The organism is Chelatococcus reniformis (genome assembly GCF_014640075.1).
In the GTDB taxonomy this organism is placed as follows: Bacteria; Pseudomonadota; Alphaproteobacteria; order Rhizobiales; family Beijerinckiaceae; genus Camelimonas; species Camelimonas reniformis.
Map to the genome: position 1 here is coordinate 14699 of NZ_BMGG01000001.1, position 22797 is coordinate 37495.

Sequence of the window (22797 nt, forward strand, 5' to 3'; positions counted from 1 at the left end):
GTCCCGCCCGCCCTACTTCTTGAGCCGGTAAAGAACCGAGTCGGGAATGGTCTCCTTGATCTGCCACTCCTCGACCGGCGTTTCCTTGCCGTCGGCGTAAGAGACGACGAACATCGGCATGCCGATCTGGATATGCAGCTTGGGCGTGAAGGTCCGCGGCCCCAGCACCGTCTCGGCCTTGTCGTCCTTGTTGAGCAAGGCCACCACCTTGGCCGCATCGGGCGTGCCTGCCGTGGTCACGGCCTTGGCCCAGAGGTCGAGGAAGGCGTAGATCGGATAGGCGTATTGGGTGGTCGGCGGCTTGCCGTACTTCTTGGCATAGGCCGCGGTGATCTCGTTCACCGCCGGGCGCGGATCGTTCACGGTGAGCGCCTGTACCGGCAGGTAGAAGTCCTTGAGGCCCGGCGTCGAGTTCAGCCAATAGGTGCCGTCCATGGCGGTGCCGCTCATGATCGGCAGGTTGATACCGGCGGCACGCAGCTGGCGGACCGAGCTCGCCGCACCCGGGTTGGTCGAGCAGAGCATGATATTGTCGACGCCGGCCGTGCGGATCGCGTCGCTCAGCCGGGTAATCTGCGAGCTGATGGTCGGATCGAGACCCTTGAACGTGTCCTGCCCGACGATCTTGCCGCCCTTCTTGGGAAAGGCCCACTCGTAGCCGGCGCAGATCGACTTGTTGTACTCGATGGTTTCGTCGATCAGCATGTAACCTTTGCGGAAGCCTTTCTTTTCGTAGCCCCACTCGCCCATGATGGCGCCTTCGAGCTGAGCAGCGTTGTTGGCGCTGAAGGACAGGGGCCCGACGCCGAGGATGCCGGCCTTGGGGTCGGAGGCGCCGATGAACACGGAGATCACGTTGGCTTTCTGGGCTTGCAGCGCGGCCGGCGCGCCATAGTCGTAGTCGGCCGAGACCAGCAGCAGCTTGGCGCCCTGGTCGATCAGCTGTTTGCCGACCTTGGCGCCCTCGACACGGTCGGTCTTGGTGTCGGCGGAAATCAGCTTGATCGGCTTGCCGAGCAGCCCCCCCTTGGCGTTGGTCTGCTCGATCCACAGCTCCGCCATCTTGGCGGCTTCGCCGTCATAGGCCTCCATCCAGCCCGAGAAGGCGACGGGCATGCCGATGGTGATGCCGTCGTCGGCGGCAGCGGCGCCCCGAGGTGCTGCGACGGCGACGGCCCCGCACAGCAATGCGCGCATCAGAAGCTTTGCTTTCACCTGACCCTCCAGACTGACACAGCAACGCGACATCGCGATCTGCGGATGGGCGATCCGGCGACGGCTTCCGGACGCAGTCTCTCGTTCGCGGAAGCGGCCATGCGCGCCCGTCGCCGTCAGCTTTCAGCAATCAATGACGCGGCGGCCGCGCCCGGCTCAGGTGCGCAACGCCGGCCAGCAACGACCTCGGCAGGGGACGCGATGAACGGAGTTCACCGGCCCATCGGATCAGGGCGCTGGCTGCGCTTGCCGCCGCTCCTCGCGGTCTTTTTCCCACGCGACGCACCACGGGGAGCAATAGATCTTTCCGGCTTCGACGACCGTGCCGGTATCGACGTTCGCCGGCTTGTCGTAAAGCAGGATCCCGCAGTTCGGGCACTTGTTGTAGCTCTCGATGTACATTCGATTCTGCGCAAACTTCATGTACACATCCCACAACGTTGACGGTTGCTTCAGCCGCGAACGGCAGCAGCCGCTCAGTTCAATGCGCCCCCGCCAGCCTTACCGGCGCCGGGCCGGTCTTGTCGTAAATGTCCAGGACGCGTGCCCAGGTTGCCTGGAGGTGGTGCTCCAGTGCCGCCACGGAGCTGGCCACGTCACCGCTCGCCATGGCCTCGACGATCGGCACATGGGCGAGCGCCGCCTCCATCGGCGTCTCGTGGTCGAGGTCGACATAGGCCACCAGCATCTGCACCTCGGTGTCGATGCCCTCGTGCGCCCTGAGCGTCTGGCGGTTCTGCGACAGCTCGCAGATGCGCCGGTGCAAGGCAATGTCGGCCTGCCGCAGCTCGGTGAGATCCTCCTGCTCGGCTGCCGCGATCATGCGATCCACGATGCGGCGGAGGTCGTCGTGATCGGCCGCGTCCATCAACGGCAACGCCTGCCGGATAGCGAAGGCTTCGACGCAGATCCGGAAGGAGAACACGTCGTTCACGTCCTGGGGCGTGAAGGCGCGCATGAAGTGGCCCCGGCGCGGCGAGGCGACCAGAAAGCCGCGCTGCGCGAGCCCCGAGATGGCCTCGCGGATGGGATTGCGGCTGATGCCAAGGGTGCGCGCAAGCTCCGCCTCGTTGATCCGGTCGCCGGCCCTGAGCCGTCCTGACGTCAGCCCCTCCAGAAGCAGGTTGCGCACCTGATCGGACAGACTGAGCGTCTCGATCAGCCGCGGCGCCGGAACCTGCTCCACCGATTGACTCATCGTCCGTATGCATCCCGCAGCATTTCGAACCCGTGTGCTGCGTGGGTCTGCGGCGCCACGGCGGCCGCTCTTGAAGTTGCAGACTGTGGACAGATTAGGCTGCTGGCCCATCGAGTCAACGGCGTCCATGGGCAAATGGTGGGCATGGCCATGCCCAAGGCATGGGCGAAAAGGTTCCATCTTCTCAATCGGTTGTGCGAACGCCCGGCGCGCGGGCGCCAAAAGCGCCCGCCCCGCTCCGCCCATGGGCGGCTGTCCGATCATTGGGCCGCGATTCCGGTCGTCGCGCCGGCGCCCCACTTCGCTGCCGACCGCAGCTGGAACATCTCGCGGAACTGGCTGGTCGTCTGCGCGAGCAGCGTGCCGGTGTCCCAGTCGAGGATCACCGCGTAGCGCCGCACCGCGTCGAGCTTGTCGATGGTGCCGGCCCGGTAGCCCGCGGCCACCTCCTCCGGATCGGTGGCGAGCCACACGCCGCGCTCGGCTCGGATGTCGTCGCGCAGGGCCTTGGTCGCGGCCTCCTCCACCGCATAGTCGCAGAGCTCGGCGTCGATCACCCGGATGACGACGCCGTAGTCCTTGGCGGCCCGTTCCACCGAGACGTAGTCGTCTTTGACGTCCTCCAGCACCAGCGCCGGAACGCGTTCGAGCGGATCGCCGAAGCCGCCGCCGCCGGCGGTCGGCCGGCTGAAGACATCGCCGGGGCCGATCGGCACGTCGGAGAAGACGGAACCCAGCCACTCCTCCTTGTCGGCGCCGGCCCGCGTGATGGCGAGCCCGTGCGGCATCGACGGCAGGCCGCCTTCGATGCCCCACACCACCGCCCGCTCGCGGTCGCAGATGTAAGAGATGACCGTCTTTTCCGCCTCCAGCATCACCGAGGTCTTGCGCACGCCGGCGCCGCCGCGCCACTTGCCGGGCCCGGGCGAGTCCGTGAGAATCTCGTACTCCGTGGTCAGGATCGGGTTGGCGCGCTCCTGGCCCTCGACCGGCTGCGACATCAGCCCGGTGCCGAAGCAGGCTGTGGTGACGTTGCAGCCGTCCTTGCCGTTGCGGCCGCCCCAGCCGCCGGGCAGCCAGTCGTAGAACATGAAGATCGGCTTGCTGGCGCGGCGGCCGTCGAGCCCGCCGGTCAGCAGGTATTCGAGGTTGAACGCGCACGCGATCGCCCGCTCCGGCATGATCTTCGACCACATTTCGTAGATGGCGTTCATGATCTTCTCGAACGGCATCAGGAAACCGGTAACCGCAACCGGCCATTTGGCGTCGACGATCGAGCCCTCCGGCGCGATGATCTCGAAGGCGCGGTAGAAGCCCGAGTTGAGCGGCAGGTCGGGGAAGAAGGTCTTCATGCCGGCGGCAACGGCGGAGAAGGTGGCGCCGAAGGCCGAGTTGTAGATCGATCCGATGGTCGGGTGGCTGCCGGTGAAGTCGTAGATCGCCTTGTCGCCCTTGATGGTCAGCTTGACCTTGATGGGGATCATCCCCTCCCCGCTGGCGGGATCGCGGTCGATGAAGTCCTGGGTCTCCCACTCGCCGTCGGGAATCGCGGCGAGGCGCTGGCGCACCGCCCGCTCCACGTAGTCCTGCACCGCGGCGAGCCCCGTCTCCACGGTGTCGCGGCCGTACTTGTCGACGAGGCGCAGGATCTCACGTTCGCACACCTGGGTCGCCTCGGCCTGGGCCTGGATGTCGCCGATGATCGAGGCTGGATCGCGCGTGTTGGCGGCGAGCAGATTGGCGACGTCCTTGCAGAGCTTGCCCTGCGAGAACAGGCGGATCGGCGTGATGCGCAGGCCCTCGCGGAACATCTCGCGGGCGGCCACGTCGAAGGAGCCCGGCACGCTGCCGCCCACGTCCGACCAGTGGCCGTTCGACTGGCTGAAGGCGATGATCTTGCCGTCGGCGAAGATCGGCCGGATCAACCGCACGTCGCAGAAGTGGGTGCCCCCGACATAGGGGTCGTTGATGGCGTAGACGTCGCCCGGATGCATGTCGCCCTCGAAGGCGCGCATCACGTCCTTGCAGGTGAAGTGCAAGGTGCCGACGTGGACCGCGATGTCCTGATTGCCCTGGGCCGCCGAGTTGCCTTCGGCATCGTGCAGGGCGCTGGAGAAGTCGCGGTTGTAGATGACGAAGGAATAGCAGGTCCTGAGGATCTGCTCGCCCATCTGGTCGACGCTGGTGATGAAGGAGTTCTTCAGCACCTCGAAGGTCACGGGATCGAGGGGAAGCGGCTCGGCCATCGCGGTCAGTCCCTCACGCGGATGATGATGTTGAGATATTGATCGACCTCGGCCCGGGTGCCGGGCGGGATCAGCACGGTCGAATCCAGTTGCTCGACGACGGCGGGGCCGGCGAGCACGAGGCCGGCCGGCAGGTCCGACCGCTCGTAGACCGGGGTGTCGAGCGCCGTCCCGCCATCGAACCAGACCGGACGCCGGCTCACCGGCACGGGGACCTCGCCCGTCGCCTCGTGCACGGCGAGCTCGGCCTTGGGGACGACGCCGACCGCCTTCAGGTTGAGGCGGAACAGGCTGACCGGGGCGTCGTCCCGGCGGAAATTGTACTCGCGCTCGTGATTCTGGTGGAACGCCTCGATCAGGTCGGCGATGGCGCCGATCGGACTAGGGGCGCTGACGGCGAGGGAGCGCCATTGGCCCTGGTACATCATGTCGATGGAGCGCTGCAGCACGGTGTCGGCCGGCGCGACGCCCTCGTGCGCCAGGCGCTCCAGCGCCTCCCCCTCAAGCCGCGCGAAGGCGGCCTCGATGGCGGCCGGGTCGGCGTCCGCGGCCTCGACCAGATAACTCTCCGAGAAATCGTGTTGGACGTCGACGAGCAGGCAGCCGAGTGCCGAGGTCACGCCGGGGTTGGGCGGCACGATCACCGCCGGTATGGCGAGCTCGCGGGCGACGTCGACCCCGTGCAGGGCGCCGGCGCCGCCGAAGGCGACCAGGGCGAAGTCGCGCGGGTCATAGCCGCGGCTGATCGAGATCAGGCGCACCGCGTCCGACATGTTGGCGTTGGCGACGCGCACGATGGCATCGGCCGCCGCGTGCACGGTTAGCCCGAACGGCTTGGCCACACCCTCCTCCACCGCCTCGGTCGCGAGCTTAGGGTCGAGCATGATCTTGCCGCCGGCGAGGCTGGTGCCGAGGCGGCCCAACACCACGTTGGCGTCGGTGTTGGTGGGTTGGCGGTTGCCGTTGCCGTAGCAGGCGGGCCCCGGGTTGGCGCCGGCCGACTGCGGGCCGTTGCGCAGCGAGCCCGCCTCGTCGGTCCAGGCCAGCGAGCCGCCGCCGGCGCCGATGGTCAGCACCTCGATGGAGGAGAAGCGGATCGGATAGCCGAACTCGACGAACCAATCTTTCGTGACGCGCGACTGGCCCTCGTAGGCCAGCGACACGTCGGTGGAGGTGCCGCCCATGTCGAGGCCGATCGAGTTACGGAAGCCGCAGAGCATGGCGATGTGCCGGCTCGCGATGGCGCCGGCGGCGATGCCGGAGCCGGCGAGGCGCGCCGCGAAATCCTTGACGCTGGCCGGGGTCATGACGCCGCCGCCGGTGTGCAGCAGCAGCAGATCGCGCTTGTAGCCCTCCTGCTTCAGCCGCTCGCCCAGGCGCGAGGTGTAATTGACGACCACGGGGCTGAGCGCCGCGTTGGCCACCGTCGTCGAGAAGCGCTCGTGCTCGAAAATCTCCGGCAGCACCTGCGAGGAGATCGAGACCGGCACGCCCGGCATCACCTCCTCGAGGATCTCCTTCATGCGCCGCTCGTTGGCGCCGTTCATGTAGGCGTTCATGAAACACACGGCGACCGCGGCCACCTGCCGGCGCTTGAGGATGCGGGCCACCTCGCGCGCATCGGCCTCGTCGAGGGGCGTCACCACCTTGCCTTGGGCGTCGATGCGTTCGCTGACGACGAGCCGGTCGCGCCGCGGCACGTAGGGGCGGACCACGTCCTTGTAGGTATCCCAGAGCTCCTCCTTGTTGGCGCGGCGGATCTCGATGACGTCGCGGAAGCCGCGGGTCGACACCATGGCGGTGCGAGGCAGGCGCCGGGTGATCAGCGCGTTGGTGGCCACCGTGGTGCCGTGCGAGAAGAGCGCGACCTCGCCCAGATCGACGGCCGCCTTGTCGAGGCCCGCCATGATGCCGTCGATGGGGTCGGGCGACGAGGCGGTCTTCTCGATGCGGATGAGGCCGCTCGCTTCATCCATGATGCAGATGTCGGTGAAGGTGCCGCCGACATCTACTGCAACGCGCAGGTTCTGCAAAGGATCCGCCTCCTGTCCGAGAGCATTGTGCAAATGGATGGCATCATCCAATTGCAGCGAAATACTCTAACCTCTTGCAACTCGCGCGCTTCTCCTGTGCCTGGGTGATTCCACCCAACCGGAAGCGCTCCAGGCCCGTGCGCCGGCAAAGCTCCGCCGCCCGCCCGAGCGGGTGGTCTCGACCTTTTCGATCCGCGAGTGCCGGCGCTGCGCCGGCCGCAGCTACCGTTGCGCGGCCGACCGCCCGGCCCGGGTGGTTCCCCGCGTGTCGCTCGGCGTACGCCCGAAATGAGCCCGATAGTGCCGGCTGAACTGGGCCTGATCGCCGAAGCCCCACTGGTAGGCGATTTCGGACATCGACCGGCGGCTGGTCGGATCACGCAGCGCCTCGTCGCACATCATGAGGCGCTGGCTGCGGATCCAGCCACAGACGGTACTGCCCTGCATCTCGAACAGCTGGTGCAAGTAACGCACCGAAATTCCGCAGGCATCCGCGATCATCTGCGGCGCAAGCCCGCTCATGCCGAGGTTCGCGCGGATGAAGCGCTCGACCCGCTGGAGGTGGGCGCTCTGCACCGAGGTGCCGCGGCTGCCCAGCACGCGGTCATCGGCTTCGACCGCCAGGGCCAGCAGATCGACCAGATGCCGCCCGGTGAGATCCCTGGCCGCCTCGTCCATCTCGTCGATGCGCGGCGCGGCCAGGCGGATCATGTCGACGAACAGGGCACCGATGCCGCGCGTCGCATCGAAGGTGAGGGTCGCGAGCCGTTCGGGCTGGCCGACGCGGGCGCGCAGGGTCGCTGCCGGAATCTTGAGCACCCAGAGCGCATTGGGCTCGGCGTGGCTGAACTCGTAGGGCAGATGGCTGCGCTCGACGAGAAAGGTGCCCGGCCGCCCGCGCACCTCGCGGCCATCCTGAACAAAGACGATGTCGGACAGCTCCGGCGCCGTGATCAGGAAGCTTTCCTCGCGCTCGTGCAGCAGATGCCGCTCATGCCGGCGATAGACCAGCCCATCGGACACGTTGCGCGAGATCGACACATCGCCGAGCGACCACACGTCGAGCGCGCCGGCGAAGCCCGGCGTGCTGTGAAAGCTTAGTTCCAAAGGGAAGTAGGTGCGCGAGACCGCCCGATTCCAGTACCACTTGCGCGCCGCCGGGGCAGCCTGCACGGTCGAGTAGCTCACGCGCATTCTAACCTCCCGTTTCGGCACAGGGGAGAGCGTGGCCGCAGCGCGAATGGAGCGCGTATCCGGCGCCGGCCGAGCCTCGCCCTGATACGCGGCGCCCGTCCCCCTGGGGAGTGCGCGAGTCCGCCTCGCCGACGTGATCTGCAGCACGCATGGTGCCCTCCGATCGCAGCTCCTAGCAATTTGGTTGCCAAGCCGGGCACCAAGCCGCAGTCGTTATTGTTAAGCGACACTATCACGACATGCTTGCCGGTGCGTGCGCTGAGTCATGCGTCTGGGTGCAGTGGTGGCAGCGGTGCAGTGCTACGCCGCGGCGCACAATACTTTCGCAGCCGCCGGTTACATCTCAAGCGCCGGCTTCGAGATCACCGAATCCCAGATCGCGGCGCACGTCGCCGGCCGTGATGCCGCGCGCCCTGAGCTGGCGCAGCGGCAACGATTCCACGCTCTTCGCCAGCTTGCGGCCGTCATCGTCGGTGATCAGCCGATGATGGTGATAGCACGGTTCGGCCAGACCCAGCAGACGCTGCAACAGGCGATGGATGGCGGTGGCGGCGAGGAGATCCGCCCCACGGACCACGTGCGTCACGCCTTGCAGGGCGTCGTCGACCGTCACCGCAAGGTGATAGCTCGTCGGCACGTCGCGCCGGCCGAGCACGACGTCGCCCCAGCACCGGGGATCGACAGCTACGGAGCCTTCACGGCAGTCGCAGTCGCAGACCCGCATGGTGAGGCCCTCGCTGCACAGCGCGCAAGCCTCATCCATGCGCAGGCGCAGGGTGTGGAGCGTGCCGGCGGCGAGCCGGCGCTCCACCTCGGCCGGCGCCAGTGCGCGGCAGGTGCCGGGATAGAGGAGCGCGCCGTCGGGATCGCGCGGCGTCTCGCCTCGCCGGCCGACAGCGGCGGCGATCTCGGCCCGCGAGCAGAAGCAGGGATAGAGCAGCCCTCTCCGCCTCAGTTCGTCCAGAACCGCTGCGTAGGTGGCGAAGTGGTCCGACTGGCGGCGCACCGGCTGCGGATAGGCAAGGCCGAGCCAGGCCAGATCCTCCAGCAGCGCCTCCGCATAGGCGGGCCGGCAGCGGCCGATGTCGATGTCCTCGATGCGCAGCAGCACGACACCGCCGAGCCGGCGCGCCAGGCGCGCGTTGAGGAGCGCCGAGTAGGCGTGACCCAGGTGCAGATAGCCGTTGGGACTTGGCGCGAAGCGCAGGATGGGCCGCGACACCGGGCCGATGGGCGCAAGATCCGGGAGCATGTCCCCGCTGCTTTCGCGCTAAGTTTCGCCCATGACAAGCCTGATCGATTCGCGCGCGGCGCTCGATGCGGGCCTCGCCGCGCTGGCCCGGCTCGACCCCTTGATGGCCGAGGTGATGGCGCGCGGCATGCGCCCGCCGCTGCGCAAGCGCGAGCCCGGCTTCCGAGGCCTCGCCGGCATCATCGTGGCGCAGCAGGTGTCGACCGCCAGCGCCAATGCCATCTGGACGCGGCTCGACGCGGCCCTGCACCCGACCGATGCGCACCGGCTGCTGACAGCCTCCGATGCGGTGCTGCGCACGGCCGGGCTCTCCACCCCCAAGGTTCGCGCGCTGCGCACCATCGCCGCTGCGGTCGCCGACGGCACGCTGCCGCTCGACGCGCTGGCCGACATGGACGCGGAGGCGGCCCACGCCACGTTGACCCGCATCGGGGGCATCGGCCCGTGGACCGCCGACATCTACCTGCTGTTCTGCCTCGGCCATCCCGACACCTTTCCGGCCGGCGACCTCGCCCTGCAGGAGGCGGCCCGCCTCGCGCTCAGGCTGGCGGAGCGGCCCGACGAGACGGCGATGGCGGCGCTCGCCCTGCGCTGGCGGCCGTGGCGCGGCGCCGCCGCCTATCTGCTGTGGGCTTTCTACGCCCGGGCCAAGGGCCGCGACGGCGCCCCCGTGGCGGGCGCCGACGGCGCCACCACCGCCATCGTCGGTCCGGCCGAGGCTGCCCGGCCGCCGCTCCGTGGCGAACTGGCGGGGCTTGCCGACGGGGGCGACGCGGCCACGGCGGCCCTGCTGCGCGATCCGTGGGCGGCGGACCTGTTGTTCGAGGGCGTGCTGTCCGACAGCGCTCCCATCCGCCTGCATGCAGCCCGCGGCCTCGCGGCGCTGGCCTCGGCCAAGCCCCTGGCCCTGACGGGCCGGGCCGCAGCGCTGATCGCGCTCCTCGACCGCGGCACCGATGCCGCCGCCTCTCCGCATCTGATGGGCGCGCTGGCGCGGGCGGCGCTGACCGATCAGGAGGCGCGGCGCGCAGTCGCCGTGCTGCTGCGCATTGCCGAGGGCCGCGGCGCCGCCCGTGCCGACACGCGCGCCTGCGCCCTCGAGGCCGCGGCCGACCTCGCGGTGCGCACCGGCGCCCACGCCCGCCGCCTTGTGCAAGTGCTGGCACGCCTGAGCGCCGACGGCCCGGCGGCGCTGCGCAGCCGGGCGCGACGCCTGCAGCGGCACCGGGCTAAAGCGCTCGCCTGACCGTGTCGCCGTGTCGCCTGCCGTGCTAAGGCTCGACGAGCGGACGGGCATCCATTGGGAGTGGCAGACGATGGCGCAGACGATCGACGGGCCGCGCCTTGCGCCACGCTCGGGGAGGGCCAAGCGGCTGGTCGTGCTGCTGCATGGCTACGGCGCGGACGGCAACGACCTGATCGAGATCGGCCGCCAGTGGCAGGCCTGGCTCCCCGACACCTATTTCGTGGCGCCGCATGCGCCGAGCCGCCTGCCGCAGATGCCCACCGGCCGGCAGTGGTTCCCGCTCACCATGCGCGACCCCAACGAGCGCTGGGTGGGCGCCAATGCCGCCCAGCCAGTCATCGACGCCTTCCTCGACGCCGAGTTCGCCCGCCATGGCCTCGACGAGAGCAAGCTGGCGCTGGTGGGCTTCAGCCAGGGCACGATGATGGCCCTGCACGTCGGCCTGCGGCGCGCGCGGCCGCCCGCCGCCCTGCTCGGCTATTCCGGCCTGCTGGTGGCCGACGAGCGCGCCGGCACCGAGGCGCTGAAGGACGATATCCGCGGCCGGCCGCCGGTGCTGCTCATCCACGGCGAGGCCGACGACCTCATTCCCGCCGACGCCCTGTTCCTCTCCGCCGAGGGGCTGGCGAAGGCCGAGGTGCCCTGCCAATGGCACCTGTGCCCGGGGCTCGGCCACGGCATCGACGCCGAGGGCCTGCGGCACGGGGGCCTGTTCCTCACCCAGTGCTTCGGGCTGCCCTATCCCGCGCGCGGAGCCGCGGGGTAGGCCCAGCACCGATGGAAGGCGCACCCATGACCGTCGAGACCATCGTTCCGGGTGTGCTCACCGTGGCGTCGGCCGTTCCGGACCCGCCGTTCGAAATGGAGCGGGATGGCGCGCTGGCGGGCTTCGATATCGCGCTGATGCAGGCCCTCGCCGCCGAGCTCGGCCTCACCTGGCGCGCCTGCCGCTACGAGGGCGCCGATTTCAACGGCATCTTCGACGGGCTCGAGAGCGGCGCCTGGGATTGCGTCGCCTCCGGGACGACGATCACGCCCGAGCGCGAGGCCAAGGTGGATTTCTGCGCGCCCTATGTCATCTCAGGGCAGAGCCTCGTGTGCAACGTCGCGCGCCATCCCACGTACCGGTCCGTCCGCGACCTCGGGGGGCAGGTGATCGCCGTCCAGAAGGGCAACACCTCGCAGCCAGTGGCCGAGCGCCTGAAAGCGCAGGGCGCCGTGGCCGAGGTGCGGGTCTACCCCTATGCCGGCATCGGCGCCATGCTCGACGACCTGGAGGCCGGTCGGATCGCCGCCATCATGAAGCTTGCGCCGGTCATGCGTTGGCTGACACGCGACCGGTCACACCTGGAGGTGGTGCAGGACGATATCACCGTGGAGAAGCTCGGCATCTGCGTGCGCAAAGGCAACGCCCCTTTGCGCGAGGCGCTCGATGCCGCCCAGGCGCGCCTCGCGGCCGACGGTCGCCTCGGCGCGCTGGTCACGACGTGGATCAAACCACGACACGCTGCATTCGCCTGTTCACCGGGCCCGACGGCCGCTCCCACGTGGAGGACATCGCCCTGCCCCTCGCCGTCGTCCAGGCGGCTCACGCCGTGCATCTCGAGGAGAGCCCAGCGCATGCCTCGCTCGACTGGCACACCGCCCCGTGCCGGCAATACGTCGTCACCTTGAGCGGCACGCTCGAGTTCACCACCCGCGACGGCGAGACCTTTGTGCTGGCCCCGGGCGACGTTCTCCTCGCCGAGGACACGAGCGGCAGCGGGCATCGCTGGCGCCTCATCGACGAGGCGCCGTGGCGAAGGCTCTACGTGGAGCTCGATGCGGCGCCGGGTGACTGAGTCCGCCTGGGCCGCGGACGAGCGAGATCGCGTCTAGAGCATTTCCGCGTTTCTTCGAATCGCCAAAATGCTCTATTTGATTGATTTGTCTCGTTTGCTTCACGCGAACCGGCGTCCACTTCGCTCGAAAACGGATACTCTAGCCGCGCAGGATGCCGATGGCCTGGCGGGCGGCGCTGTGCAGCAGCAGCCCGTCGCTGCCCACGGCGATGAAGACGAAACCGCGGGCAGCCAGCGTCTTCGCCCGCTGGGCCGTGATGGCGTAGACGCCGGGCACCTTGCCGGCGGCACGGCAGCGCGCCACCACGTGGTCGAGCGCCTCCTCCACCGCCGGTGCCTCGGCATCCACCTGCGCGCCGTCGGACAGGGCAATCGACAGGTCAGACGGGCCGACGAAGATCCCGTCGATCCCGTCGACCGCCAGAATGTCGTCGAGCGCGCCGAGCGCCTCGCGCGTCTCCACCATCGCGAAGACACGAACCAGGGCGTTGCCGCCTGCCAGATATGCGGCGGCGGTGAGCCCGGACAGCGGCAGGGCCGCGTAGGGGCTCCAGCTGCGCTGGCCGACCGGCGGCAACTTGGTGAATGCCACCAGCGCCCGGGCGTCGGCCGCGGAATTGACCATCGGCGCGATGATCGCCGCGGCGCCCGCGTCGAGCAGCCGCGACGCGGTGGCGAACTCGCCGACCGGGATGCGCACCACGGCCGGCCGGTCAGCCGCCATGATCAGCGGGATCGAGCGCAAGACGCCGAGGTAGTCGATGGCGCCGTGCTGCATGTCGAGGGTGACGGCGTCGTAGCCAGCCTGGGCCAGCGCCCCGGCGACCATCGGCTCGGGCCACCCGACCCAGGCGGTGAAGGTCGAGTCGCCACGGCGGAGGCGATCGGCGAAAGCTGCATAGACCGTCATGGCGTCTCCTCTTCGTCTTCGTTTCGGCTTCGGTCGATGTCGTTTGCATCGACGTCGACTTGGATCGCAGTCGTTGGACTGCTGCCGTCTTGGCGCGGGCGTCCGCGCCGCCGTCAGCCGAGCGGGAAGCCGACCGCCTTTTCGAGCTCGGCGATCGCCACCGCCGGGTCGACGACCTTGATCGTGGTCATGCCCATCTCCCGCGCCGGCTTCAGGTTGACGCCGAGATCGTCGATGTAGACGCACCTGGCCGGATCGACCCCAAGCGCCTCGACCATCATGGCGTAGATGCGCGGATCAGGCTTGCGCAGGCCGATCTTGGCACTCTCGATGACGTGCCCGAACAGGGCCATGACCTCGGCCTTGTAGATCGACTTGGGATTGTCCGAAGCGCTAGCCACGAGGTTGTTGGTGATGCAGCCGGTCTTCAGACGCTCGGAGATGCGGCGCAGCGCCTCCACCATCGCCGGCCGCAGGTCGCCGCTGAGCAACGGGATGATGTCATTGCCGCGCACCTCATGACCGAGGGCCTTGCTCTCCTCGGCGAAGAGCCGGTCGAAGGTGTCGCCGTCGACTTCGTTGCGCTCCACCTTGGCCCAGGCGTTGTCCAGATGGTTGGTGGCGTTCACGGTGCGCAGGAAATCCCGAGGCAGCCCCCGCTCGCGCTCGAAGAGCGCGAATGCATCGAACGGGGACGAGGTGAGCACGCCGCCGAAATCCCAGATAACCGCCTCGATCAAGGTTGTTCCTCCAGCTCTGTTTCGGTGCCTGTCATAGAGGCTCGGGCGGCGCGGGGGGAGTCCCGTTGCGGCAGGCCGGCACCACGCCCCATGCAGCCGCGTCAACGCGGTCGGTCGTGTGGTGGGGAACCCGGGTCGATGCATCAGGCGGCGGCCCGGGCCTTAGAGCATTTCCCGATCAGATGGAGACATCTGATCGGTCAGAAATGCTCCAAGTCGTTGAACTTGGTGCGCTTCTCCTTGGTCGGGTGGGTCCACCCGACCAAGAAGCGCTCTGGCCGCCTCGACGTCCCGCCCGGGCGGCAAACCGAACAGGCGCCCATACTCGCGCGTGAACTGGGGCACGCTCTCGTAGCCCACCGCGAACGCCGCACGGCTCGGGGACGTGCCCTCCGATACCATCAGCCGCCGCGCTTCGATCAGGCGCAGCTGCTTTTGGAACTGCAGCGGCGAGAGCGACGTCGCCGCCCGAAAATGGTGGTGGAACGACGACGGGCTCATCCCGGCTGCCTCCGCCAGGCGCGCAACCGGCAAGGGCCGGGCAAACTCGGCGCGCAGCACGGCGACGGCCCGCGCCACGCGCTGGACATGGCCGTCCGGCCAGCCGAGACGGCGGATGGCGGGGCCGTGCCGGCCGACCAGCAGCCAGTAGTGGACTTCACGTAGGAGTTGCGCCCGAAGGATCGGCAGCGACGCCGGGCGATCGAGCAGGCGCATCAGCCGCAGCGCCGCGTCGGCGACCTCTGCGTCGGTGGGCTCGGCCCGAACAGGCACGTCGTCGATGACGCGCTCAGCCCGCATCTCCACCGTCAGCTCGGCAATGATGGCGAGATCGAGCTCGAGAACCAGCGAATAGTAAGGCGCCGCGATGCTCGCGCGGATGATCTGGCTCGCCGTCGGCACGTCGGCGGTGATCAGCAGCGAATCACCCGCGGAGAAGGCCAGTGCCCGTACCCCCATGCTGACGTGCTTGCTGCCCTGCACCACCAGAGCCACGAGCGGTCGCGAGATCGCGTAGACGAGATCGCTGGGCATCGTGGCACGCACGGTGGTGAGGCCCGGGATCGGGGTTCGGGCGATGCCGGCGCTGTCGGCATGGGCTTCGGCGTGGCGGCGCACGGCATCGAGAAGGGCGGTCATCGCGCGAGCCTACATCCTCACTGCCACCGGTGCACACGCCTTGGAGGATCAGGCAAGCAATGTGGCGGATCCGGCAACACGCCGCAGGCTCGCGGCACGATATCCAGCCGGTCACGCCAGAGCGGCGGACGCTCCGATGGAAGCGGAGCTGCCGCTCCAGCTTTGTCCTTGCATCGGACGGCTCCGGTGCCCTCGAGGAGCACGACCATGACCACGATCAGCCTCGTCACCGGTGCCAGCCGCGGCCTCGGCCGCAGCACCGCTCTCGCCATCGCCCGCCACGGCGGCGACGTCGCCCTCACCTATCAGAGCCGAGCCGAAGCCGCGCAAGCCGTCGTCGCCGAGATCGAAGCCATGGGGCGTAAGGCGGTCGCGCTCCATCTCGACACCGGCGACATCGCCGCCTTCGGGTCGTTCGCCGATCATCTGCGGACAGCGCTGCGCGAGACCTGGGCGCGGGAGTCGTTCGACCACCTCGTCAACAACGCCGGCCACGGCGACTATGCGCTGATCGGCCAGACCAGCGAGGCGCAGTTCGACGGACTGGTCAACGTCCACTTCAAGGGCGTCTATTTCCTCACCCAGACGCTGCTGCCGCTGATCGCCGACGGCGGGCGGATCGTCAATCTGTCGTCCGGCCTCACCCGTCTGGCCTATCCCGGCTACGCCGCCTATGCGGCGGTGAAGGGGGCCGTCGAGGTGCTGACGCGCTACATGGCCAAGGAGCTGGGCGGGCGCGGCATCGCCGTCAACACGGTGGCGCCGGGGGCGATCGAGACAGATTTCGGCGGCGGCGCCGTGCGCGACAATCCGGAGATCAACAAGATCTTCGCCCAGATGACGGCGCTCGGTCGCGCGGGGCTGCCGGACGACATTGGGCCGATGATCGCCAGCCTCCTTGCCGAGGACAACCGCTGGGTCAACGCCCAGCGCATCGAGGTCTCCGGCGGCCAGGGCATCTGAGCGAGGCGGTCCGCATAGGCCTCGATGCGCGCTCGCCCCCCGAACGCGGTCGGGCTTTGTTCCTCATGCCGCCGCGGCCACCCGGTCGATGGCGGTTCGGTAGCCCAAGGCCTCGGCGACGTGGATACGGCGCACCGCGTCGGCCTCGTCGAGGTCGGCCAAGGTGCGGGCCACCTTGAGGACCCGATGGAAGCCCCGGGCGGACAGCCGCATGGCCTCGGCCGCATCGCGCAGCAGGGCGAGGCCCGACGCCTCGGGCCGCGCCACGTCCTCCAGCACCGGCGCCGGGCAGGTGGCGTTGATGATGCCGCCGAGGCCCAGGGCTGTGTAGCGGTCCGCCTGGCGTGCGCGGGCGGCGGCGACACGGGCCGCCACGTCCGCCGATCCCTCCGCGGGCGACGGCAGGATGAGGTCGACGGCGGTCACGGCGGCGACCTCGATGATCAGATCGATGCGGTCGAGCAGCGGGCCGGAGAGGCGCGCCTGGTAGCCCGCCATGCAGCGCTCGTTGGGCGCCCGCCGGCAGGCATAGCCCGGCTCTGTGGCGCGGCCGCAGCGGCAGGGGTTCATGGCGGCGATGAGCTGAAAGCGGGCCGGGTAGACGACGCGGTGGTTGGCCCGCGAGATCATCACCTCTCCCGCCTCGAGCGGCTGGCGCAGGCTGTCGAGGGCCTGGGGCGTGAATTCCGGCAGCTCGTCCAGAAACAGGACGCCGTTGTGGGCGAGGGAGACCTCGCCCGGCTTGACGTGCAGGCCGCCGCCGACCAAGGCGGCCATCGAGGCGGAGTGGTGCGGCGCCCGGAACGGCCGCCGGTCGGTGAGTGCCCCCTCCTCCAGCAGCCCGGCGACCGAGTGCACCATGGAGATGTCGAGCAACTCGCGCGGCGTCAGCGGCGGCAGGATCGACGGCAGGCGTTGCGCCAGCATCGATTTGCCGGCGCCCGGCGGGCCGTTCATCAGCAGGTTGTGGCCGCCCGCGGCGGCGATCTCCAGCACCCGCTTGGCGCTCTCCTGGCCCTTGATGTCCCTGAGGTCCGGCAGCGGCCCGGCGGCCTGGGCGATGGCCGGCTGCGGTCGCGCCAGCACCTGGGTGCCCTTGAAATGGTTGGCGAGCTGGATGAGCGAGCGCGGCGCCACGATGTCGACCTCGCCGCCCGCCCAGGCGGCCTCCGGGCCGCAGGCCGCCGGGCAGATGAGGCCGTGGCCGCGCGCCGCCGCCGCGATGGCCGCCGGCAGCACGCCGGCCACCGGCGAGATCGAGCCGTCGAGAGCGAGTTCCCCCAGCACGGTGAAGCCGTCGAGCGCGTCTCCCGGAATGGCGCCGATCGCCGCCATGACGCCGAGCGCGATCGGGAGGTCGTAGTGCGAGCCCTCCTTGGGCAGGTCGGCAGGCGCGAGATTGACGGTGATGCGCTTGCCGGGCAGCGCCAGCCCCGAGGCGATCAGCGCCGCCCGCACCCGCTCCCGCGATTCGGCGATCGCCTTGTCGGCCAGCCCGACGATGGTGAAGGCCACGGCGCCGCTGGTAATCTGCACCTGCACGTCGACGGCGCGCGCCTCGATACCCGCGAACGCCACCGTCGACACCCGCGTGACCATCCGTTCGCCCCACCCTCGCCGTCGCCGCAACCTATGCTAGCGGAGATCGGGGCGAATGCAAGAACAAGACGGGAACATGATCATCGCCCCTCGGCCGAACCGGCCGATCACAACCGGACGCCGGCCATGACCGTGCGCCACGGCTCGCGGTGGCCGTGCATGGTGTCGGGATCGGTGCCGCGCAGGCGCGCCAGCTCCGCGGTCAACCGCTGCAGCGGCACGATGCCCGTCACCGGGCGCAGCAGCGGGTGCGGTGACACGAAGGGGAGCTCCGCGTCAGGGCGTTCGCTGACCGCCAGCGTGCGCAGGCCAAGCTCGCCGAGAGCAGTGCACAGCAGCTCGGTGCGCCCGCCGTCCGGCTGCCCCGGCTCGATCAGCGCGGCTGCCATGCGCGGATGGTAGCTCGCCGGCGTGCCGTGCAGCGCGAACTCCGGCGACATCGCCTCGGTCCACTGCCAGGCCCCCTCCTTGATCTTCAGTGCCGCCTCCTGCGCCGTCGGCAAGTCGATGCCGAAACCGACGATCAGCAGTGTCTCGGCCTCGGTCAGCGCGGCTGCCGCCGCCACCGGGTCGCCGAGGCCCGCCGTCTGCTGCACGGCGTCGGGCAATGCGTCGAGCCCGGCCGCGAAGGCGCCTTCGACAGAGGTTTCGAATGGCTCTGCCAGGCGCGCCAGAACGGCGAGCGAGCTCAAGTAGGAGACGGTGAAGGTTCCCGCGGTCTCGTTGGCGCAGGTTCGCAGCGTGTGGTCCGCCCCCTGCTCCGGCGCGGTCGCCCCGACGATGGCGATGGTCGCAGCGCCCGCGGCCCGGGCCCGGGCCAGGGCGGCGGTGGGGAAGATCTTGGTGCCCCGATGGCTGATCACCACCACCTGGTCCTCGGACCGCAGCGGCGCCCAGGTCCCCACGTCGTGCGCGTCCAGGGCCTGGGGCCGCACGGCGCCGCCGCTCAACACCGCGATCCAGCCGGCGGCGACCCGCGCCGCATGCAGCGACGTGCCGATGCCGGTGAAGATGATCGGCCGGCCGCGATCGAGCGCAGGCACGGGCTTGGCCAGGATCGTCCGCAGCTCCGCGGGGGCAGAGGCGATCTGCCGGTCCAGATTGAAGCCGGAGCTCACGCTGCACCTCCCTCGGTCGCCAGCCACGCCGGCACGGCCCGGCGTTGTAGCATCTCGCGGTATTGCGCCGTCGTCTGAGGCAGCAGTTGGCCGGTGCCCCAGTCGAGAATGACGCCGAACTGGCGCACCAGGTCGAGCACGTCGAGTTCGCCGCTACGGAAGCGGCCGGCCACCCCCTCGGGGTCTTCGCTCAACCAGCCGATGCGCTCGGCGCGAATGCGCCGGCGCTCCGACCTGGTTGCTTCCATGTCGACCTCGAAGAGATCAAGCTCGCGATCGATCTCCCTCACGATGACCCCATAGTCCCGCCGGGCGCGCCCGACGCTGACGTATTCGTCGATCACGTCCTCCAGCACCGCCGCGGGATCACGCTCCAGCGGATCGCCGAGGCCGCCGCCACCGGCCGAGGGCCGCGTGAAGCGGTCGCCCTCGCCGACCGGGACGTTGGAGAAGATGGCGCCCATGTAGCGCGGCTCGCCGCCCGCCCGGGTCAGCCAGACGCCGTGCGGAATCGACGGCAGGCCGCCCTGGATCCCCCAGGTAATGGAGCGGGCGCGGTCGCAGCAATAGGACATGACGGTGCCGCGCATGGCGGTGAGCACGCCGCCCTTTCGCACGCCGCAGCCGCCGCGAAAACGCCCAGGGCCGCCGGAATCGGTGGCGATCTGGTGCTCGGTGGTGACCACTGGGCACAGACGCTCCTGACCTTCCAGCGGCTGCACCGCCTCGCCGACGCCGAACACCGCCGAGGTGGCGCTAGACCCGTCCTTGCCGTTGCGGCCGCCCCAGCCGCCGACCATCCAGTCGTACCACATGAACACGTCGCCATCGGGCGTGCGCCGATCACGCCCGCCGACCAGCAGGTATTCGATGTCGACGCAGCAGGCCATCGCGCGCTGCGGCTGCACGTGCGACCACAGTTCGAACACGGCGTTCACGACCTTGCCGTAGGAACCCGAGCAGAAGCCGGTCACCGCCGTCGGCCATTGTGCGTTGACGACCGTCCCCGGCGGCCCGAGCTCCACATCGAGCACGCGGTAGAAGCCGGAGTTGAGCGGCAGATCGGGGAAGAACATCTTGGTGCCCGTGACGAGCCCCGAGAACGACGAGCCGAACGTGCCATTGAGGAAGGTGGCCACCGCCTCGGCCGAGCCCGAGAGGTCGTAGCGGATGCGGTCTCCGGCAATGGTCATCCGCACCTTCACCGGCACCAGGCCCTCGCCATTGGCCGGATCGTAGTCGAGGAAGTCGATCGTCTCCCAGGTGCCGTCGGGCATTTCGGCGACGCGCTGGCGGGTCAGCCTCTCCACGTAGTCCTGCACCTCCTGCATGGCGGTGACCACGGTCTCTCGGCCGTATTTGGCGACGAGGCGCAGGAGCTCGATCTCGGCGATGCGCGTCGCCTCGAGCTGGGCGTGCAGGTCGCCCTCGGCCGCCTCGGGGGCGCGGGTGTTGGAGACGATCATCCGCACCACGTCGCCGCAATAGCGGCCGCGGTGGACGATGCGGATGGGCGGCAGGCGCAGGCCCTCGCCGAAATGCTCCTTGGCGTTGACGTCGAAGGAGCCGGGCACGCTGCCGCCGATGTCGGCCCAATGGCCGTTCGACTGGGAGTAGCCGATGATCTCGCTGCCGGCGAAGATCGGGCGCACGATGCGCACGTCGCAGAAGTGCGTGCCGCCCAGGTAGGGGTCGTTCACCGCGAAGACGTCGCCGGGGCCGATGTCGTCGCCGAAGGCCTCTATGACGGCCTTGGCGGTGAAATGCAGCGTGCCGACGTGCACGGCGATGTCGGCGCTGCCCTGCATCACGGTGTTGCCCTCGTGGTCGCACAGCGCCGACGAGAAGTCGCGGGCGTACATCACGAACGAATGGCAGGTGCGCAGGATCTGCTCCGCCATCTGGTCGACGATCGTCGAGAAGGAGTTCTTGAGCACCTCGAGGGTGACCGGATCGAGCGAATAGGCGCGGCCCGGGCCGCCGCTGGCAGGCGATTGCGTATCCATCAGACTGTGATCCTGAGGTTCAGCCACGCGTCGACTTCGGCAGTGGCGCCCGGCGGAATGGGAGTGGTCGAGTCCAGTTGTTCGATGATCGCCGGTCCGGCGATCACCATGCCGGCGGCGAGGCTCGCGCGGTCGAAGACGGGGGTTGCGATCGCAGCCGAACCGTCCTGGAACCACACCGGCCGGGTGCCGGTGGGGGCCGGACTTGCCGTGACGGGTGCGTGCTCGGGCAGGTCGGGCTTTGGTACCGTGCCGATGGCCGTGACGTTCAGCCGGTAGACCTCGACCTTGGCGCCGTCGCGGCGGAAGTTGTGCTCACGGGCGTGGGCGGCGTGGAACTGCTCGACGATGCCGCCGAGATCGCTCAGCCGCCCGGAGGTGGCGATGGACATCGAGCGCCACTGCCCGACGTAGCGCATGTCGATGTGGCGCAGCAGCTGCATGTCCTGCGGCGCGACGCCCTCGGCCGCGAGGCGCCGATGGCCCTCCTCCTCCAGCTTTTCGAACTCGGCCGCCACGTCGGCCGGGTCGACGGCGTCCGCCCGCCCCAGGAACATGGTGGAAAGGTCGTGCTGGATGTCGACCAGCAGGCAGCCGAGCGCCGAGGTGATGCCGGGGTGCGGGGGCACCAGCACGGTCGGGATCGACAATTCGCGCGCCAGGTCGACCCCGTGGAGGGGGCCGGCGCCGCCGAACACCACCAGCACGAACTCACGGGGATCGTAGCCGCGCCGGATCGAGATCAGCCTCACCGCATCCGCCATGTTGGCGTTTGCCACGCGCAGGATGGCGTTGGCGGCCGCCGGCACGGTCAGGCCCAGAGGGGTGGCCACGTGTCCGCCGATCGCCCTGTCGGCGGCGTCCCGGTCGAGCGTCATGGCACCGGAGATCAACTCGCCTCCGAGCCGCCCGAGCACCAGATTGGCATCGGTATTGGTCGGCGCCGTGCCGCCGCGGCCGTAGGCGGCCGGACCGGGATTGGCCCCGGCCGACTGCGGTCCGTTGCGCAAGCCGCCGGCCTCGTCGAGCCACGCCAGGGAGCCGCCGCCGGCGCCGATGGTGAGCACCTCGATGCTGGGCAGGCAGATCGGGTAGCCATATTCCACGAACCACTCCTTGGTGGTCCGCAGGACGCCGTCGGCGACCAGCGAGATGTCCGTGCTGGTGCCGCCCATGTCCAGGCCGATGGCGTTGGAGAAGCCGGCCAGTCCCGCGATGTGGCGGCTGGCGATGGCGCCGGCCGCGATGCCCGAGGCGGCGAGACGTACGGCCATCTTCTCCACCGTCTTGGGCGTCATCACGCCGCCGCCGGAATGGAGGATCAGCAGGTCGCCGTCGTAGCCGCTCGATTTGAGGCGATCGCCCAGGCGGTTGACGTAGCCGCTGACCAGCGGCGCCAGGACGGCATTGGCCGCGGCGGTGGAGAAGCGCTCGTGCTCGAAGATCTCCGGCAGCACCTCGCTGGAGCAGGACACGCGGGCACCGGGCAGTTCCGCCGCCAGGATGTCGCGCATGCGGCGCTCATTGGCCGGATTGGCATGCGCGTTGATGAAACAGACCGCAATGGTCTCGATGCCTTTGCGCCGCAGCACGCCGGCAACGCGGCGGGCTTCGTCCTCGTCCAGCGCGGTTAGAACCGCGCCATCGTAGTCGACGCGCTCGGTGACCTCGATGCGGTCGCGGCGGCGGATGTAGGGGGGAGCCACATCCTTGTAGGCATCCCAAAGGTCTTCCTTGGTACCGCGGCGGATCTCGATGATGTCCCGGAATCCGCGGGTTGTGACCATCGCCGCCCGCGGCAGGCGCCGGGTGATCAGCGCATTGGTCGCGACCGTGGTGCCGTGGGAGAAGAGGGCGACGTCGTGCAGATCGACGCCCGCCTTTTCGACCCCTTGCAGAACCGCCTCGATCGGGTCCGCGCTCGACGGCAGCTTTTCGACGCTGATCGTCCCGGATCGGTCGTCGAAGATGCAGATGTCGGTGAAGGTGCCGCCGACGTCCACGGCTACCCGGATGCTCGCCACGGTCATTGTGCCTCGCGTCGTGAATTGGACGGGGCCAGAAAGGCCAATAGCGATATTCGTGCCGATATTGTG

At 69.4% G+C, this 22797-nt stretch carries 19 protein-coding genes; 5 read left to right on the forward strand and 14 right to left on the reverse strand.

Annotation, left to right across the window (positions count from 1 at the left end):
* Nucleotides 1-12: 12 nt before the first annotated feature.
* From IEW34_RS00055 to gluQRS, 7 genes are all read right to left on the reverse strand, one after another.
* Entirely contained in the window at nt 13-1215 is a 1203-nt protein-coding gene (locus IEW34_RS00055; protein WP_188607103.1) for an ABC transporter substrate-binding protein, read from the reverse strand.
* 228 nt (nt 1216-1443) lie between these two features.
* Nucleotides 1444-1638 carry a hypothetical protein gene (locus IEW34_RS00060; RefSeq protein ID WP_188607104.1) on the reverse strand — a complete coding sequence of 65 codons (195 nt, stop codon included), beginning with the start codon at nt 1636-1638 and terminating at the stop codon, nt 1444-1446.
* Between the two features lie 58 nt (nt 1639-1696).
* The gene (locus tag IEW34_RS00065) at nt 1697-2413 is read right to left on the reverse strand and encodes a GntR family transcriptional regulator (protein ID WP_188607105.1); all 717 of its coding nucleotides are present in this window, start codon (nt 2411-2413) and stop codon (nt 1697-1699) included.
* Nucleotides 2414-2673: 260 nt separating this feature from the next.
* Nucleotides 2674-4659, reverse strand: a complete 1986-nt coding sequence (locus IEW34_RS00070) for a hydantoinase B/oxoprolinase family protein (protein ID WP_188607106.1) — start codon at nt 4657-4659, stop codon at nt 2674-2676.
* A gap of 5 nt (nt 4660-4664) precedes the next feature.
* Nucleotides 4665-6692, reverse strand: coding sequence for a hydantoinase/oxoprolinase family protein (locus IEW34_RS00075; protein WP_188607107.1), 2028 nt, complete (start codon nt 6690-6692; stop codon nt 4665-4667).
* Nucleotides 6693-6914: 222 nt separating this feature from the next.
* On the reverse strand, nt 6915-7886 hold the full coding sequence (locus tag IEW34_RS00080) for an AraC-like ligand-binding domain-containing protein (RefSeq protein ID WP_188607108.1): 972 nt from the start codon (nt 7884-7886) through the stop codon (nt 6915-6917).
* A 343-nt stretch (nt 7887-8229) separates the two neighbouring features.
* On the reverse strand, nt 8230-9138 hold the full coding sequence (gene gluQRS / locus IEW34_RS00085; protein WP_188607109.1) for a tRNA glutamyl-Q(34) synthetase GluQRS: 909 nt from the start codon (nt 9136-9138) through the stop codon (nt 8230-8232).
* A gap of 31 nt (nt 9139-9169) precedes the next feature.
* On the opposite strand from gluQRS, the gene IEW34_RS00090 reads away from it, so the two are divergent.
* The 4 genes from IEW34_RS00090 to IEW34_RS30385 all read left to right on the forward strand — a co-directional run bounded on the left by IEW34_RS00090 (nt 9170) and on the right by IEW34_RS30385 (nt 12225).
* Nucleotides 9170-10384 carry a DNA glycosylase family protein gene (locus tag IEW34_RS00090; RefSeq protein WP_188607110.1) on the forward strand — a complete coding sequence of 405 codons (1215 nt, stop codon included), beginning with the start codon at nt 9170-9172 and terminating at the stop codon, nt 10382-10384.
* A gap of 70 nt (nt 10385-10454) precedes the next feature.
* A complete protein-coding gene (locus IEW34_RS00095) occupies nt 10455-11150 on the forward strand; it encodes an alpha/beta hydrolase (protein WP_188607111.1) in 696 nt (231 codons plus the stop codon).
* A gap of 26 nt (nt 11151-11176) precedes the next feature.
* Nucleotides 11177-12058: an ABC transporter substrate-binding protein gene (locus IEW34_RS00100; RefSeq protein WP_188607112.1), complete on the forward strand. Its 882-nt coding sequence runs from the start codon at nt 11177-11179 to the stop codon at nt 12056-12058.
* On the forward strand, nt 12055-12225 hold the full coding sequence (locus IEW34_RS30385; protein ID WP_188607113.1) for a cupin domain-containing protein: 171 nt from the start codon (nt 12055-12057) through the stop codon (nt 12223-12225). Before IEW34_RS00100 ends, IEW34_RS30385 begins: the two co-directional genes overlap by 4 nt.
* 139 nt (nt 12226-12364) lie before the next feature.
* Here the strand turns inward: IEW34_RS30385 and IEW34_RS00110 are convergent, their stop codons facing one another.
* From IEW34_RS00110 to IEW34_RS00120, 3 genes are all read right to left on the reverse strand, one after another.
* Nucleotides 12365-13135 carry an HpcH/HpaI aldolase family protein gene (locus IEW34_RS00110; RefSeq protein WP_188607114.1) on the reverse strand — a complete coding sequence of 257 codons (771 nt, stop codon included), beginning with the start codon at nt 13133-13135 and terminating at the stop codon, nt 12365-12367.
* A 113-nt stretch (nt 13136-13248) separates the two neighbouring features.
* Nucleotides 13249-13875 carry an HAD-IA family hydrolase gene (locus IEW34_RS00115; RefSeq protein WP_244641648.1) on the reverse strand — a complete coding sequence of 209 codons (627 nt, stop codon included), beginning with the start codon at nt 13873-13875 and terminating at the stop codon, nt 13249-13251.
* A 162-nt stretch (nt 13876-14037) separates the two neighbouring features.
* A complete protein-coding gene (locus IEW34_RS00120; RefSeq protein WP_188607116.1) occupies nt 14038-15015 on the reverse strand; it encodes an AraC family transcriptional regulator in 978 nt (325 codons plus the stop codon).
* Nucleotides 15016-15222: 207 nt separating this feature from the next.
* On the opposite strand from IEW34_RS00120, the gene IEW34_RS00125 reads away from it, so the two are divergent.
* Entirely contained in the window at nt 15223-15978 is a 756-nt protein-coding gene (locus tag IEW34_RS00125) for an SDR family oxidoreductase (RefSeq protein WP_188607117.1), read from the forward strand.
* Nucleotides 15979-16041: 63 nt separating this feature from the next.
* On the opposite strand, the gene IEW34_RS00130 is transcribed toward IEW34_RS00125, so the two are convergent.
* The 4 genes from IEW34_RS00130 to IEW34_RS00145 form a co-directional block, all read right to left on the reverse strand.
* Complete coding sequence (locus tag IEW34_RS00130; protein WP_188607118.1) at nt 16042-17577, reverse strand: YifB family Mg chelatase-like AAA ATPase; 1536 nt, start codon at nt 17575-17577, stop codon at nt 16042-16044.
* A 107-nt stretch (nt 17578-17684) separates the two neighbouring features.
* Nucleotides 17685-18695 carry an SIS domain-containing protein gene (locus IEW34_RS00135; RefSeq protein ID WP_188607119.1) on the reverse strand — a complete coding sequence of 337 codons (1011 nt, stop codon included), beginning with the start codon at nt 18693-18695 and terminating at the stop codon, nt 17685-17687.
* Nucleotides 18692-20701: a hydantoinase B/oxoprolinase family protein gene (locus IEW34_RS00140; RefSeq protein WP_188607120.1), complete on the reverse strand. Its 2010-nt coding sequence runs from the start codon at nt 20699-20701 to the stop codon at nt 18692-18694. The genes IEW34_RS00135 and IEW34_RS00140 overlap by 4 nt, the downstream gene beginning before the upstream one ends.
* Nucleotides 20701-22731, reverse strand: coding sequence for a hydantoinase/oxoprolinase family protein (locus tag IEW34_RS00145; protein WP_188607121.1), 2031 nt, complete (start codon nt 22729-22731; stop codon nt 20701-20703). Before IEW34_RS00145 ends, IEW34_RS00140 begins: the two co-directional genes overlap by 1 nt.
* Between the last annotated feature and the right edge of the window lie 66 nt (nt 22732-22797).

What these genes read in the sequence shown, in the direction of transcription:
- IEW34_RS00060 (WP_188607104.1), bottom strand. Translation starts at nt 1,638, where the DNA reads ATGAAGTTTGCGCAGAATCGAATGTACATCGAGAGCTACAACAAGTGC.
- IEW34_RS00065 (WP_188607105.1), bottom strand. Translation starts at nt 2,413, where the DNA reads ATGAGTCAATCGGTGGAGCAGGTTCCGGCGCCGCGGCTGATCGAGACG.
- IEW34_RS00070 (WP_188607106.1), bottom strand. Translation starts at nt 4,659, where the DNA reads ATGGCCGAGCCGCTTCCCCTCGATCCCGTGACCTTCGAGGTGCTGAAG.
- IEW34_RS00080 (WP_188607108.1), bottom strand. Translation starts at nt 7,886, where the DNA reads ATGCGCGTGAGCTACTCGACCGTGCAGGCTGCCCCGGCGGCGCGCAAG.
- gluQRS (WP_188607109.1), bottom strand. Translation starts at nt 9,138, where the DNA reads ATGCTCCCGGATCTTGCGCCCATCGGCCCGGTGTCGCGGCCCATCCTG.
- IEW34_RS00090 (WP_188607110.1), top strand. Translation starts at nt 9,170, where the DNA reads ATGACAAGCCTGATCGATTCGCGCGCGGCGCTCGATGCGGGCCTCGCC.
- IEW34_RS00095 (WP_188607111.1), top strand. Translation starts at nt 10,455, where the DNA reads ATGGCGCAGACGATCGACGGGCCGCGCCTTGCGCCACGCTCGGGGAGG.
- IEW34_RS00100 (WP_188607112.1), top strand. Translation starts at nt 11,177, where the DNA reads ATGACCGTCGAGACCATCGTTCCGGGTGTGCTCACCGTGGCGTCGGCC.
- IEW34_RS00110 (WP_188607114.1), bottom strand. Translation starts at nt 13,135, where the DNA reads ATGACGGTCTATGCAGCTTTCGCCGATCGCCTCCGCCGTGGCGACTCG.
- IEW34_RS00120 (WP_188607116.1), bottom strand. Translation starts at nt 15,015, where the DNA reads ATGACCGCCCTTCTCGATGCCGTGCGCCGCCACGCCGAAGCCCATGCC.
- IEW34_RS00125 (WP_188607117.1), top strand. Translation starts at nt 15,223, where the DNA reads ATGACCACGATCAGCCTCGTCACCGGTGCCAGCCGCGGCCTCGGCCGC.
- IEW34_RS00130 (WP_188607118.1), bottom strand. Translation starts at nt 17,577, where the DNA reads ATGGTCACGCGGGTGTCGACGGTGGCGTTCGCGGGTATCGAGGCGCGC.
- IEW34_RS00140 (WP_188607120.1), bottom strand. Translation starts at nt 20,701, where the DNA reads ATGGATACGCAATCGCCTGCCAGCGGCGGCCCGGGCCGCGCCTATTCG.
- IEW34_RS00145 (WP_188607121.1), bottom strand. Translation starts at nt 22,731, where the DNA reads ATGACCGTGGCGAGCATCCGGGTAGCCGTGGACGTCGGCGGCACCTTC.